We start from the raw sequence: 13,263 nt of genomic DNA, 5'->3' as shown, positions 1-13,263 counted from the left end.
TGGTGTCTAGCCCCCCTCAGCGCCTGTGGTCATCGGTCGGCAGTGCATCGGTTCGTCATCGCAGGCTCACGACCTGCGTCATGCCCTCGTCCTGGATCGCCTGCGGCGCGGGCTTGCGCGCGTCGTGGCTCATCCGCACCAGGATCGCGATCAGGATCCAGTTCGCCATCATCGACGAACCGCCCTGGGACAGGAACGGCGTCGTCAGACCGGTCAGCGGGATCAGCTTGGTGACACCACCGACGATGACGAACACCTGGAGCGCCAGGACGAACGACACGCCACCGGCGAAGAGTTTCAGGAACGGATCTCGTGCCGCGACGGCCGTCTTCATACCGCGTTGCACGATCAGCGCGTATATCAGCAGCAACGCCATCAGCCCGGTGAGGCCGAGTTCCTCGCCCATGGAGTCGAAGATGAAGTCGCTGAACGACAGCGGGATCTTCCACGGCTCGCCCTGGCCGAGCCCGGTGCCGAGCACCCCGCCCTGGCCGAGCGCGAACAGGCCGTGCATCAGCTGGGCGCTGTCGGAGTAGTCGCCGCCCAGCTCGGCGCACGCGGCCAGCCCGGGGGACTCGCTGCCCTGCGCCTGGAACCGCTTGAAGATCTCGGTGTCGGGGTTGACCGGGACGACCCGGCCGCTCTCCAGCATGCAGCCGCCGTCGAAGTACGGCGTCGGGTTCTGCCAGATGCTGATCCGCTGGTTGACGTGGCCCATGAACGGCAGCAGCGTCGCGATGAAGATGCCGACCGCCAGCAGCCCGACGCCGATCACCACCCAGGAGACCCGCTGGGTCGCGATGTAGAGCATCGACACGAACAGGCCGAAGTACAGCAGCGCGGTGCCCAGGTCCTTCTGGATGAACAGGACGCCCAGGCAGAAGATCCAGATCACCATGATCGGGCCCAGGTCGCGGGCCCGCGGCAGGCTGATCGGGCCGATCTTCTTGCCGATCAGCGACATCGCCTGCCGCTTGTTGACCAGGTAGCCGGCGAAGAACACGACCAGCAGCAGCTTGGCGAACTCGCCCGGCTGCACCGAGAAGCCGCCGATGTTGATCCACACCCGGGCGCCGTTGATCTGCTGCCCGATGCCGGGCACGATCGGCAGCAGCAGCAGGATGATCGCGCCCAGCCCGATCAGGTACGTGTAGCGCTGCGCGGTCTTGGGCGTGAACGACAGCGGCGCGTCGGTCTTGTCGGTGTCCCGCATGATCAGGACCGCGATCACGAACAGCGCGATGCCGACGAACGTCCACATCAGCTGGGACGGCGCGTCCGCGGCGTCCTTGGCGACCGTCCCCTCCACCAGGGCCGTCTGCTTGTCGGCGCTGGTGTCGAGGTCGAGCCGGTAGATCATCGCCAGCCCGATGCCGTTCAGCGCCACCGCCAGCGGCAGCAGCAGCGGATCCGCGTACGGGGCGAACTTCGACTGCACGAAGAACGCGGCGAAGGCCAGCACGGCCAGGGCTCCGCCGTAGCCGAACAGGCCGGCCGGGATGCGGCCGTCACGGGCCAGGCCGACCTCCGCGAACGCCGACAGCGTCAGCACCATCGCGAAGACCAGCAGGACCAGCGAGGCCGCGTTGCGCCGCTGGAACGGCACCTGCGCCCTGATCTGCTCCCCGATCGAACCCACTTACGATCGCCCCCCAGCGGACGGGCAGTCCTGGATACTCGGCCGGTCGGACTTGCAGTCGTCCCGCCGCTCCGTGAGCTTGGCGATCTCGGCGTCCGCCGCCGGGAGGCCGACGAACGCGCGCTTGCCCGACTGGATCGCGTTCGCGTCGCCGTCGGGCAGCTCGCTCATCGCCAGCCCGCTGTCCTTGACCTTGCCCTCGCCGCACTCCTGGCCGCGGCCCTTGCCCTTGACCACGATGACCTTGCCGCGCTCGGGGGCGAGGGTGTACCTGCAGACGATCCGCGTCAACTCCTGGATCTTGGCCGGCTTGTCCACGGTGTAGGTGGCCTTGACCTCCCGCTGCTTGATCTCCGGCAGGTCGGCCACCGCGATCGGCGGGTTCAGCTGGTCCTTGGCGGGGGCCTTCTCCGACATGTCGAGCAGCGGCAGGTCCTGCGTCGTGCCCTTGAAGAGGACGACCTGGCCGCCCTGCTCGCCGACGTAGTAGCCGCTCTTCATGCTCTGCACCGCGAAGACGCCCACGGCGGCCACACCGACCACCATCACGCCCGCCACGCCGATCAGCCACGCCCACTTGCGCGCCCCGCCGCCGCGTACCGGAGCGGGCGCGGGCTGGGCCATCGCGCCCGGCTGCGGCGGCACCTGGCGCGGATCGTTCATCGGGTACGGCTGCGCCTGCTGGGGCGGCGGCATCTCGTCCACCACCACCGGCGGCTGCGGCATCGTGTCGCGCAGCTGCGCCGCGCGGCCGGCCGGAGTGTCGGCGGCGGCGCCGGGGGCCCCGCCGGGCCCGCCCGGGCCGTCGGCCGGGCGCGCGTTCGCCGCCGCGCCCACGGCCGTGCCGGGGGACGTCGGCGGCGGCTGCTGGCCCAGCTCGACGACATCGGCCACGACACAGGTGATGTTGTCGGGGCCGCCGCCGCGGTTGGCCAGATCGATCAGCTGCCGGACGGCCTGCTCGGGGTCGTCGATGTCGGTCAGCACCTGGAAGATCGTCTCCGCCGTGACCACGCCGGACAGGCCGTCCGAGCACAGCAGGTAGCGGTCGCCGACCTTGGCCTCGCGCAGCGACAGGTCCGGATCGACCTCGCCCCGCCCGTCCAGCGCGCGCAGCAGCAGCGAGCGCTGCGGGTGCGACGCCGCCTCGTCCGGGCTGATGCGCCCCTCGTCCACCAGCGACTGCACCAGCGTGTGGTCGTGGGTGATCTGGAACAGGCTGCCGTCGCGCAGCAGGTAGGCGCGCGAGTCCCCGATGTGCACCAGCGCGATCTGGTTGCCCGCCCACAGCATCGCGGTGAGCGTCGTCCCCATGCCCTGCAGCGCCGGATCCGACTCCACGATCCGGTGCAGGTTGTCGTTGGCCGCCTTGACCGTGTGCTCCAGCGCGGCCAGCAGTTCGGGGGCGGGCAGATCCTTGTCGAGCTTGCGCAGCTCGGAGATCGCGGCGGCGCTGGCGATCTCGCCGCCGACATGGCCGCCCATCCCGTCGGCCACCGCGAGCAGATGCGCGCCCGCGTACGCCGAGTCCTCGTTTCCCTCGCGCAGCATGCCGACATCGGAGCGCGCGGCGTAGCGGATTCCCAGAGTCATTTGCGCAGCTCGATCACGGTCTTGCCGATACGGACCGGCACGCCCGGGGGCACCGGCATGGGGCGGGACACCTTGGTACGGCCCAGGTAGGTCCCGTTGGTCGAGCCGAGGTCTTCCACGATCCACTGACCGTCCTGCGCGAAGATACGGGCATGGCGGCTCGAAGCGTAGTCGTCGGTCACCACCAGCGTGGAGTCATTCGCCCGACCCACGGTGATCGGGACCCCGGTGAGGTCGATGACGGTGCCCGCCCGCTCGCCCTGGACGACCACCAGCTTGGTCGGGGCGCTGCGCTGCGGAGCCCGCTGCGCCTTGGGCTGTCTGCCCGCTTTGGGGGGCTTCGGCTGGGCCGCCCGGCCGGCGGCCTTCGAGCCGAACAGATCGGCCCGGATCACGCCGACGGCCGCGATGACGAAGAGCCAGAGCACCGCGAGGAACGCCAGCTTGATCAGCGTGAGGGTGAATGGGGACATCGGAGTCGGGGTTACTCCCTATCGCGGCGGAACACGAGTGTCGTCCGGCCCATCGTGACGCGGGAACCGTCGACGAGCGTGACCCGCCTGATCGGCTGACCGTTCACGAAGGAGCCGTTGGTCGACCCTAGATCGACGAGAGCGATTTCGGGACCTTCTACACGGATCTCGGCATGATGCCGGGAGACGCCCGGGTCGACAAGCCGCAGGTCGCAGTCCGTCCCCCGGCCCAGCAGCGTCACCGGCGTATTGATCTCGTACGTGCGCTGGGTGGCGTCGCCGCCCTCCACCGCCGTCGTGACCAGCAGCCGCGGATGCCCCCCGAACACGCCGCCCCGGCTCTGCGGGACGTCGCTGACCGGCTGGCGGATCTCGCCGCCCTCGACCGTCGAGCCGCGGATCACGCCGGACCGGATGCGGAACATGCCCGTGGCCAGATCGCCGGCGTTCTCGAAACGGACACGCACCGGCCCGACGAAGGAGTACCCCTGTTCCTTCGCGTACTCCCGCGCGAGATTCGCCAGCTCCTGGCTCAGGCTGTCGGCGTACACCTGCAGCCGCTGCCCGTCCTGCTGGGAGATCTCGACGACGAAGTCGTTCGGCACCAGGGTACGACCCTGTGCCACGATCGCGGCCCGGTCATCCATCTCGCGCTGCACAGCACTGGCCACCTCGACCGGCTGCAGCTCCGACTTGAAGGCCCGGGCGAAGGCTCCTTCGACCATGCCTTCGAGCCGTCGCTCGAAGCGCTGAATGACGCCCACGGGCACCTCCCTTCCCCACTGGTAGACGATCGTATCGGTGCGAAGGTTCGTACGGAGTATCTGGCTACCTAACCACTCCTCTGACCGTGCTAGCCTTTTCGAGCACCCGGAAACGGGGCGCTACCCGGGCGGGTGGCGGAACGGCAGACGCGCACGGTTCAGGTCCGTGTGTCCGCAAGGACGTGAGGGTTCAAATCCCTCCTCGCCCACCAAGGGGTACCGACGCGAGTCCTCCCCTAACAGTGACGGAACAGGCCCCCCAGCGACAAGCTGGGGGGCCTGTCCGCTTTGCGCGAGGTTCTCGCCGGCCCCTTCACTGTCTGCCTCGCCCTGAAATCCTGTGCTCTGTGGCTATCTCGCTGAGTGACAGGCGCGCGTGGATCGTCGCCGTCGCCGTACTCGGGGCCCTGGTGGGGGTGTACGCCGTCGCCGCCGTCGGGCGGCCCTGGGCGGCGGTCGCCGTGCCGGTGGCGGTGGCGCTCTTCGTTCTGCAGCTGCGGTACGTGCTGGCGCCGTTGCGGCGGTTCCGTACGTGGCCGTGGATGGGGGCGCAGGTCGCGCTGCACGGGCTGGCGGTGCTGTGGCTCGGGTTCTCGGTCGCGGTGCTGGGACTGCTGGTGGGGGCGCTGCTCCTGGAACGGGCCAGGGTCGCGGCCGTGCTGGTGGCGGTGGCGGCGCCCGTCATCGTGGTGGGCCGGGGCGGGACGCCGCGGGAGGTTCTGGACTACGCGATCACCACGGTGCTCATGGCGCTGGTGGCGGTCGGGCTGTCGCGGCTGATCGACCGGATCGACGAGGTGGGCTCGGCGCGGATCTCGCTGGCGATGGCGGCCGTCGAGGAGGAGCGGCTGCGGATGGCGGCCGGCCTGAACGAGGGGATCGGCCGGGGACTGGACACGATCGCGGCCGCGCGCGGGCCCGCGGACCTGGACCGGGTGCTCGATGTGGCGCGGGAGGCGCTGGCGGGAGCGCGCAGCGCCGCCACGGAGCTGCGCAGCCTGTCGCTGACACCCGAGCTCTCCGCCGCGCGGGGGCTGCTGGCGGCGGCCGATGTGGAGGCGGCGGTACGGGCCGGGCACCGCGAGCCGCTCGGCCAGGCGGGCGCGCTGCTGGCGGCCGTGCTGCGGGAGGCCGTCACGGACGCGGTCCGGCAGGGCGGGGCGCGGCACTGCGTCATCGAGACCGAGGAGCGGGGCGGCCTGCTGGTGCTGCGGGTGGCGAGCGACGGGTTCGCCACGGTCGCGCGGGGCGCCGAGGCGCTCGCCGGGGTGGCCGCGCGGGTGCGGGCGGTCGGCGGGCGGCTGGACACGCGGATGCAGCCGGACGGGTGGTTCGTCGTGGAGGCGGCGGTGGCCGGCGCGCCGGCGCCGACCGCCGAGGCGTCCAGTGCCGAGCACCGGCTGTCGGTGGCGCTGCTCGCCGCCGTTCTCGCCGGGTTCTGCGCCAAAGGACTCCTGCTGATGACGCCCTGGCAGGCGCTCTTCGCCGTGCCCCCGCTGGCGATGATCTGCCTCCTCCAGCTCCGGTGGGTGGGGCGGGGCTGGGCGCTGTGCCTGCAGGCCGTGCTGAGCTACGTGCCGATCCTGTGGTTGGGGCAGGCGTGGGGCGGCGCGCCGGGGTTCCTGGTGGGGTCGCTGCTGGTGGTCCTGCCCGCCGCGGTCGCCTGGCCGCTGACGGCGGGGGTCATGGCGAGCATGGGGGTGATCGCGTGGGCGCTGGGGCACGGCGCGGCCGTGGTGGCGAACTCGGTGATCAGCGTGCTGGTGACGGGACTGGTCGTGTACGGGCTGGTCCGGCTCGCCGCGCTGGCGGACGAGCTGCGCGCCGCCGGGGCGGGCATGGCGCGGGCCGCGGTCGTCCAGGAACGGCTGCGCGCGGCGAGGGACCTGCACGATCTGCTCGGGCACAGCCTGGCGGCCGTCCTGCTGAAGGGGGAGATCGCGCGGCGGCTGGCGGTGGCAGACCCGGACCGGGCGCGGCAGGAGTTCGCGGATCTGGTGCGGATGGCGGTGCAGGCCAGGCGTGACATGGCGACGGTGACGGGGGCGGCGCCGCGGCTGGAGTTCGGGCCGGAGCTGGCGTCGGCGCGGTCGGTGCTGGGGGCGGCCGGTATAGAGGTACGGGTCGTTCAGGAAGAAGAGCCGGTGGAAGGGGCCGTGTTCAGCACGGTCCTGCGCGAGGCCGTCACCAATGTCCTGCGGCACAGCGCGGCGAGCTACTGCGAGATCACGGTACGCGCCGCGGAACTCGTCGTGGAGAACGACGGCTGCCCGGATGAGATCACTCCGCCCGGGGCGGGGATCGGCAACCTCGCGACGCGGCTCGGCGAGCTGGGCGGGCGGCTGGACGCGCGCCCGGTCGGCGACGGCCGGTTCCGGGTGGTGGCGGCCCTAGATCCAGCCGGCCTCGCGGGCGATGCGGACGGCGTCGGTGCGTCCCCGGGCGTCCAGCTTGGCGACGATCGCCGTGAGGTGGTTGCGGACGGTCCCGGCCGACAGGTGTAGCCGGCCGGCGATCTCGGTGACCTCCGCGCCGCCGGACAGCAGCCGCAGCACGTCCTTCTCGCGGGGCGTGAGCGGGTCGTTGGCGAGGTCCCAGGCGGTGACGGCGAGGGTGGCGTCCAGGACGCGCTCGCCCGCGTGGATCCGGCGGATCGCGGCGACCAGCTGGTCGGGGGGCGCGGTCTTGAGGAGGAAGCCGTCCACCTTCTCGGCCAGGGCGCGGCGCAGGTGGCCGGGCTTGCCGTGGGCGGTGAGCATCAGCGTCCGGCAGGACGGGAGGCGCTCGCGCAGCGTCCCGGCGGCGGTCAGCCCGTCCATGCCGGGCATGTCGATGTCCAGGACGGCCACGTCGGGCAGGTGGACGAGCGCGGCGGGGACGACGTCCGCGCCGGAGCCGACGTCGGCGACCACTTCGAGGTCGGGTTCCAGGCCGAGCAGCGTGACCAGCGCGGTGCGGATCACGTGCTGGTCCTCCGCGAGGAGCACCCTGATCATGTTCACGACCCTACCCGTGACGATCTCATGGGTGATCGATGACGTGCGCTCTGCCGTACGGAGCCGCAGGTCAGCAGAGTTGTCCCCATGGACGAGGCAGTGGTGCTGGACGCGGTGAGCAAGGTGTACGGCAAGGGCGCGGGCGCGGTGGCGGCGCTGCGGGAGGTGTCGGTCGCCCTGCCGAGGGGCGGCTTCACGGCGGTGATGGGGCCGTCGGGGTCGGGGAAGAGCACGTTCCTGCACTGCGCCGCCGGACTCGACCGGCCCACGTCGGGCACCGTGCGGCTCGGCGGCACGGACCTGTCCGGGATGAACGAGACGCGGCTGACGGAGTTGCGGCGCAAGCGGATCGGGTTCGTCTTCCAGGGGTTCAACCTGCTGCCGTCGCTGACCGTGGAGCAGAACGTGACGCTGCCGGTGAAGCTGGGGCGCGGCCGTACCGACCGCGCCTGGCTGGCCGAGATCCTGCGGCGGGTGGGCCTGGACGGCCGCGCGGGGGACCGTCCAGCGGAGCTGTCGGGCGGCCAGCAGCAGCGGGTGGCGATCGCCCGCGCGCTGGTCACCCGGCCCGAGGTGGTCTTCGGGGACGAGCCGACCGGCGCGCTGGACACCGTGACGGCCAGGGACGTGCTGGTGATGCTGCGGGAGATCGTGGACGACCTGGGCCAGACGGTGGTGATGGTGACGCACGATCCGGTGGCGGCCTCGTACGCCGACACCGTGCTGTTCCTGGCGGACGGCCGGATCGTCGATTCGGTGAGCGCGCCGGCGGCCGCGGATGTGGCCGAGCGCATGACGCGGCTGGGGGCGTACGCCTGATGTTCTCGCTGGCATTGAGCACTCTGCGGCACCGGCGGGCCGCGTTCGCGGGCGCGTTCGTCGCGCTGTTCTGCGCGGCGGCGCTGGTCACGGCCTGCGGCATGCTGATGGACACGGGCCTGCGCGGCCAGGTGGCGCCGGTGCGGTACGCGGGCGCCCCGATCATCGTGGCGGGCGATCCCGAGTCCCACTTCGTGCAGGACGACGGCGACCGCAAGAACAAGCCGAACACGGCGCGGGCGTGGATCCCGGCCGCGCTGGCGGGCGAGCTGCGGGCGGTGCCGGGCGTCCGTTCGGTGGCCACCGAGGTCACGTTCCCGGCGGCCGTCGCGGGCGGCATGGCGGAGGGGCACGGCTGGGAGTCGGCGGCGCTGACGCCGGTCACGCTGGGGGCGGGGCGCGCCCCGGCCGCCGCCGGCGAGATCGTGGTGGGCCCGGACGCGGGACGCGGCGTGGGCACCACGGTGCGGGTGACGCACGCCCTGGGCGCCGGCGACTACCGCGTCGTCGGGGTGGCCAGGGGCGGCACCGGCCGTCCGGCGGTCTTCTTCAGCGGCGGGGAGGCGGCGCGCCTGGCCGCCCGCCCCGGCGAGGTCACCGCGATCGGCGTGTGGGCGGAGCCCGGCGCGCCCGTCCAGGCGGCCGTGCAGGCAGCGGTACGCGGGACCGGCGCGCAGGTGTCGGCCGGGACGGACCGCGGCCGCGCGGAGTTCCCCGACAGCGGCGGCGCGCGCACCAAGCTGATCAGCATGGGCGCCGCGCTGGGCGGCACCTCGCTGATCGTGGCGCTGCTGGCCGTCGTCGGCACGTTCGGGCTGGCGATCCAGCAGCGCGAGCGGGAGCTGGCCGTGCTGCGCGTGGTCGCGGCGACGCCCCGCCAGGTACGCCGGATGATCGGCCGCGAGGCGGTGCTGATCGGGCTGGCCGCCACGGTCCCGGGCGCGGTCGCGGGCCTGTTCCTGGGGTCCCTGCTGCACGCGGCGTTCGCGGACCTGGGCGCCATCCCGGCCAACCTGCCGCTGGTCGTCGGGCCGTTCGCGCCGGCCGTCGCGGTCGCGGTGACCGTTCCGGCGGCGTGGCTGGCCGCGCGGATCTCGGCGCGGCGGATCGTCCGGCTGCGGCCGGTGGAGGCGCTGGGCGAGGCGGCGCTGGTTCCGGCCCGCACGCCGTGGTTCCGGCTGCTGGCCGGGCTGGTGGCGCTGGCCGGCGGCGTGGTGCTGACGTTCGTGCTGCGGTCGGTGCACACCGAGGCCGCGTCGGGTCCGCTGACGCCGCTGACCGCGCTGCTGTTCGCGACGGCGGTGGGGCTGCTGGGGCCGGTCCTGTCCCGCGCGGTGATCGGGACGGCGGCGCGGCCGTTCCGGTCGGCCGGCGGTGTCGGCGGGGTCGCCGCCGCCAACCTGCGGGCCGGCGCGCGCCGGCTGGCCGCCGTGATCGCCCCGCTGACCCTGATGATCGCGCTGGCGTCGACGCTGCTGTTCGCCGAAACCTCGGTGAAGGAGGCGGCGGCGGCCGAGGCCGAGGCCGGGACCGTGGCGGGCCACGTGCTGGGCCCCGCGGTGCCCGCCCCGGCCGCCGCCGCGGTACGGCGCGTGCCCGGCGTGCGGACGGTCACCGAGGTCCTGCGCACCCGGGTGCGCACCGACAACAGCCCGTACAGCGTGCAGGGCGTCACCCCGGCGGGCCTGTCGCGGACGATGGACCTGGACGTGCGGTCGGGCTCGCTGGACGCCTTCGGCGACGGCACCATGGCCGTACGGGAGAACCTGGGCATGGAGGTCGGCGAGCGGGTGTCGTTCGCGATGGCCGACGGGACGCCGGTGACCCTGCGCGTCGTGGCCGTCTACGCCCGCGGCCTGGGGTTCGGCGACTTCACCGTGCCGCACTCGCTGGTCGCCGCCCACGTGGACGTGCCGATGGGGACGGCGCTGGTGGACGCCCCGGGAGTGAGCCGGGGCGCCCTGGCCGAGGCGGTCGCCGCGTACCCCGGGGTCGGCGTGCGGGAGCCGAACGGCGCTCCCGCGAAGGCGAGCGGCAGCGCGGTGAACTACCTGTCGCTGGGGCTGATCGTCGCGTTCGCCGCGATCTCGATGGTCAACACGCTGGCCATGGCCGTCGCGGGCCGCGTCCGCGAGCTGGCGCTGCTGCGGCTGGCCGGCGCCACCCGGCGGCAGGTGCTGCGGATGCTCCGCCTGGAGACGCTGGCGGCGGTCGCCGTCGCGACGGTCCTGGGTGTCGCGATCGCCTGGGTGACGCTGGCCGCGTTCAGCGCGGGCATGACCGGTGCCGCGCCGCACGTCCCGCCGGCGGGCCTGCTGGGGATCGTCGGCGCGACCGGGCTGATGGCGCTGCTGGCCACCGCCCTGCCGGCCCGCTCGGCGCTGCGCCGGGCCCCCGCGGAGGCGGTCGGCGCCCGCGACTGACGGGCTCGCTCTCCCCTGCTCCCCTGGGCCGGCGGTCTAGGGGAGCAGGCCGCGTTCGTAGGCGGTGGCCACGGCGGCGGCGCGGTCGCTGACGTCGAGCTTGGCGTAGATGTGGGTGAGGTGCGTCTTGACCGTGGCCTCGCTGATGAACAGCTCGGTGGCGATCTCGCGGTTGCCGGTGCCGCGCGAGACCAGGCGCAGGACCTCCAGCTCGCGGCCGCTCAGGGAGCCGCTGCGGGGCTCGCGTACGCGGGACACCAGCCGCGAGGCGATGGCCGGGGACAGCACGGTACGCCCCTCGGCGGCGGCGCGGACGGCGTTGAAGAGGTCGTCGCGCGGCGCGTCCTTGAGGAGGTAGCCGGTCGCCCCGGCCTCGATCGCGGGGATCGTGTCGGTGTCGGTGTCGTACGTGGTGAGGACGAGGACCTTGCTGGGGAGGCCGCGCCGGGCGAGTTCGGTGATGGCGTCCACCCCGCCGCCGCCCGGCATCCGCAGGTCCATGAGGATGACGTCCGGGCGGAGCTCGGCGGCCAGCTCCACGGCCGCGCGGCCGTCGGCGGCCTCGCCCAGCACCTCGAAGCCGGGGGCGGCGGCGAACATGCCGCGCAGGCCGTCCCGGACGACGGGATGGTCGTCGACGATCAGCAGCGTGATGTCAGCCATGGCGGATCAACGGTACGCGGGCCGACACCGCGGTGCCCCGGCCGGGCTCGGACTCGATCTCCAGCGTGCCGGCGACGCGCGCCGCGCGCTCGCGCATCGCGGTGAGGCCGAAGCCCCGGGACGGCCGGGTGAAGCCGCGGCCGTCGTCGCGGATGTCGAGGGTCACCTCGTCGTCCATGTAGGAGAGGGTGACGCCGACGCGGGTGGCGCCGGCGTGCCGGGCGGCGTTCGCGAGGGCCTCCTGCGCGATGCGGAGGAGGGCCGCCTCGATCTCGTCGTGCAGCGGTTCGACGGTGCCGGTGACGGTGAGCTGCGTGCCGTCCCGCACGATCTTCTTGAGGGCCTCGGGCAGCGAGTCGTGCTCCAGGTGGGTGGGCGCCAGGTCGTGGACGGAGCGGCGGGCCTCGCGCAGGCTCTCGCGGGCGAGCGCGGTGGCGCGGCGGACGTGCTCGCTGTCCTCGGCGGCCTGGAGCTGCGTGATGATGCCCGCCAGGCCCTGGGCGATGGTGTCGTGGATCTCGGCGGCGAGGCGGCGGCGCTCGTCGTTCACGCCGGCCTCGCGGGCCTGGACGAGCAGCTGCGCCTGGAGACCGGCGTTCTCCTCAAGGGCCTGCTCCAGACGCGCGTTGGTGCGTTCGAGTTCGGCGATGGTCTCCTTCTGGACGCGGGCCTGCTCCTCCTCGCGTTCGGCGAGGCCGCCGAAGATGATGACGAGCGCCGCGTTCAGGAGGAAGAGCCCGACGAATCCGGCGGTCTGGATGGCGCCGTCGGGTGCCAGGCCGCCCGACTGCGCCCCGGCCATGGTGACCGCGGTGACGAGCGCGCCCGCCTGGGCCCAGCGGCGCGTCAGCAGGTGATGGGCGTCGAAGTAGCCCAGAACGGCGTAGATGCAGAAGAACGGGTTGAACAGGCTCATGGTGAAGCCGAGGGCGGTGCGGACCCAGAAGTAGATCGGGCCGGGGAGCGGCAGCACCTCCAGCACCAGCGCGGTCACGACCAGCGCCGCCGCCGCGTACTGGTCGGCGGGCGTCATGCTCACCACGTTGCGGGTGAGGGCCGCCAGGGCCGTACCTAGTGCCAGGAGGCAGTACGGACCCCAGCGGTAGAAGCGCTGCCACTGCTCCTCAAGGGTCTCCACGGTGCAAGTGTCCGTCATTCCCAGCGGAACCAGCGCGCGGCGGCGGCGATCAGCACGGCCGCCCAGGCGGCGGTGACGCCGAGGTGCGCGGCCTCCGGCCACCCGCCCTCGGCGGCCTGCTGGAGGGCCTGGGCCGCGGCGCCGAACGGGAAGTACTCGACGACGCGCTGGAGGACGTCCGGCATCACCTGGACGGGCACCCAGACCCCGGCGACGAACATCATCGGGAAGAAGACGATCGAGCCGACCACGGTGGTCGCCTTGGTGGTGGGCGTCACGGCGGACACCGCCGCGCCGAGGGCCAGCGCGCTCAGCGCGCCGAGGAGCAGCGCGACCGCGTACCCGGACAGGTGGCCGGGGAGCGGGACGTCGAAGGCGAGCCGGCCGACCGCGATCGCCAGCAGCGCCCCGCCGACCGCGGCCGCCCCGTGCAGGACGATCTGCGCGGCCAGCAGCGAGACCGGCCGTACCGGGGTGGTGGACATCCGGCGCAGGATGCCGCGCTCGCGGTAGCCGCTGAGGATGGGCGGCAGCGTCTGGATCCCCGCCATGATCATGGCGAGCAGCACGCTGACCGGCACGTACAGGTCGACCGTCCGGGCGCCGCCGGCCTGTTCGGACGGCTCCCGGAACGCCGGGATCAGCCCGATGATGGTGAGCAGCAGGGGCGGGAAGACCACGATCCAGAACAGGCTGAACGGCTCGCGGGTGAAGAGCCGGAACTCCGACTTCAGTACGGCGGTGGAGGCGGACAC

General features: G+C 73.1%; 11 protein-coding genes and 1 tRNA gene. 4 read left to right on the top strand and 8 right to left on the bottom strand.

The genetic code is table 11. The annotated features are described in order from the left end of the window. Positions 1-55: 55 nt before the first annotated feature. Genes AB0881_RS19890 through AB0881_RS19875 form a run of 4 tightly spaced genes read right to left on the bottom strand, consistent with a single transcriptional unit; the run spans position 56 to position 4,469 of the window. Complete coding sequence (locus AB0881_RS19890; protein WP_366618530.1) at positions 56-1,639, bottom strand: FtsW/RodA/SpoVE family cell cycle protein; 1,584 nt, start codon at positions 1,637-1,639, stop codon at positions 56-58. Further along, the gene (locus AB0881_RS19885; protein WP_366618528.1) at positions 1,640-3,232 is read right to left on the bottom strand and encodes a Stp1/IreP family PP2C-type Ser/Thr phosphatase; all 1,593 of its coding nucleotides are present in this window, start codon (positions 3,230-3,232) and stop codon (positions 1,640-1,642) included. Next, positions 3,229-3,705 (bottom strand): FHA domain-containing protein, encoded by a 477-nt coding sequence (locus AB0881_RS19880; protein WP_366618526.1) that lies wholly within the window; start codon positions 3,703-3,705, stop codon positions 3,229-3,231. The genes AB0881_RS19885 and AB0881_RS19880 overlap by 4 nt, the downstream gene beginning before the upstream one ends. An 11-nt stretch (positions 3,706-3,716) precedes the next feature. After that, positions 3,717-4,469 (bottom strand): DUF3662 and FHA domain-containing protein, encoded by a 753-nt coding sequence (locus AB0881_RS19875; RefSeq protein WP_366618524.1) that lies wholly within the window; start codon positions 4,467-4,469, stop codon positions 3,717-3,719. 126 nt (positions 4,470-4,595) lie between these two features. Between AB0881_RS19875 and AB0881_RS19870 the strand changes: the two genes are divergently transcribed. Next, positions 4,596-4,681, top strand: a tRNA-Leu gene (locus tag AB0881_RS19870). Between the two features lie 135 nt (positions 4,682-4,816). Further along, positions 4,817-6,973, top strand: coding sequence for a histidine kinase (locus AB0881_RS19865; protein WP_366618523.1), 2,157 nt, complete (start codon positions 4,817-4,819; stop codon positions 6,971-6,973). On the opposite strand, the gene AB0881_RS19860 is transcribed toward AB0881_RS19865, so the two are convergent. Then, positions 6,860-7,465 carry a response regulator transcription factor gene (locus AB0881_RS19860; RefSeq protein ID WP_366618522.1) on the bottom strand — a complete coding sequence of 202 codons (606 nt, stop codon included), beginning with the start codon at positions 7,463-7,465 and terminating at the stop codon, positions 6,860-6,862. The genes AB0881_RS19865 and AB0881_RS19860 overlap by 114 nt on opposite strands. Before the next feature lie 87 nt (positions 7,466-7,552). Here AB0881_RS19860 and AB0881_RS19855 point away from each other — a divergent pair, with 87 nt between their 5' ends. Both AB0881_RS19855 and AB0881_RS19850 read left to right on the top strand, forming a co-directional pair. After that, positions 7,553-8,284, top strand: coding sequence for an ABC transporter ATP-binding protein (locus AB0881_RS19855; protein ID WP_366618520.1), 732 nt, complete (start codon positions 7,553-7,555; stop codon positions 8,282-8,284). Between the two features lie 14 nt (positions 8,285-8,298). Next, on the top strand, positions 8,299-10,707 hold the full coding sequence (locus tag AB0881_RS19850) for an FtsX-like permease family protein (RefSeq protein ID WP_366618518.1): 2,409 nt from the start codon (positions 8,299-8,301) through the stop codon (positions 10,705-10,707). Positions 10,708-10,743: 36 nt separating this feature from the next. Here the strand turns inward: AB0881_RS19850 and AB0881_RS19845 are convergent, their stop codons facing one another. The 3 genes from AB0881_RS19845 to AB0881_RS19835 are packed head-to-tail and all read right to left on the bottom strand — an operon-like array spanning position 10,744 to position 13,263. Further along, entirely contained in the window at positions 10,744-11,370 is a 627-nt protein-coding gene (locus AB0881_RS19845) for a response regulator transcription factor (protein WP_366618516.1), read from the bottom strand. Beyond that, entirely contained in the window at positions 11,363-12,508 is a 1,146-nt protein-coding gene (locus tag AB0881_RS19840; protein ID WP_366618514.1) for a sensor histidine kinase, read from the bottom strand. Before AB0881_RS19840 ends, AB0881_RS19845 begins: the two co-directional genes overlap by 8 nt. Before the next feature lie 14 nt (positions 12,509-12,522). Further along, on the bottom strand, positions 12,523-13,263 hold the full coding sequence (locus AB0881_RS19835) for an ABC transporter permease (RefSeq protein WP_366618512.1): 741 nt from the start codon (positions 13,261-13,263) through the stop codon (positions 12,523-12,525).

Origin of the sequence: Spirillospora sp. NPDC029432 (assembly GCF_040703975.1) — a bacterium.
Lineage (GTDB): Bacteria > Actinomycetota > Actinomycetes > Streptosporangiales > Streptosporangiaceae > Spirillospora.
This window is presented reverse-complemented; position numbering and strand designations above follow the sequence as displayed.

What these genes read in the sequence shown, in the direction of transcription:
- AB0881_RS19860 (WP_366618522.1), bottom strand. Translation starts at nt 7,465, where the DNA reads ATGATCAGGGTGCTCCTCGCGGAGGACCAGCACGTGATCCGCACCGCG.
- AB0881_RS19855 (WP_366618520.1), top strand. Translation starts at nt 7,553, where the DNA reads ATGGACGAGGCAGTGGTGCTGGACGCGGTGAGCAAGGTGTACGGCAAG.
- AB0881_RS19845 (WP_366618516.1), bottom strand. Translation starts at nt 11,370, where the DNA reads ATGGCTGACATCACGCTGCTGATCGTCGACGACCATCCCGTCGTCCGG.
- AB0881_RS19885 (WP_366618528.1), bottom strand. Translation starts at nt 3,232, where the DNA reads ATGACTCTGGGAATCCGCTACGCCGCGCGCTCCGATGTCGGCATGCTG.
- AB0881_RS19880 (WP_366618526.1), bottom strand. Translation starts at nt 3,705, where the DNA reads ATGTCCCCATTCACCCTCACGCTGATCAAGCTGGCGTTCCTCGCGGTG.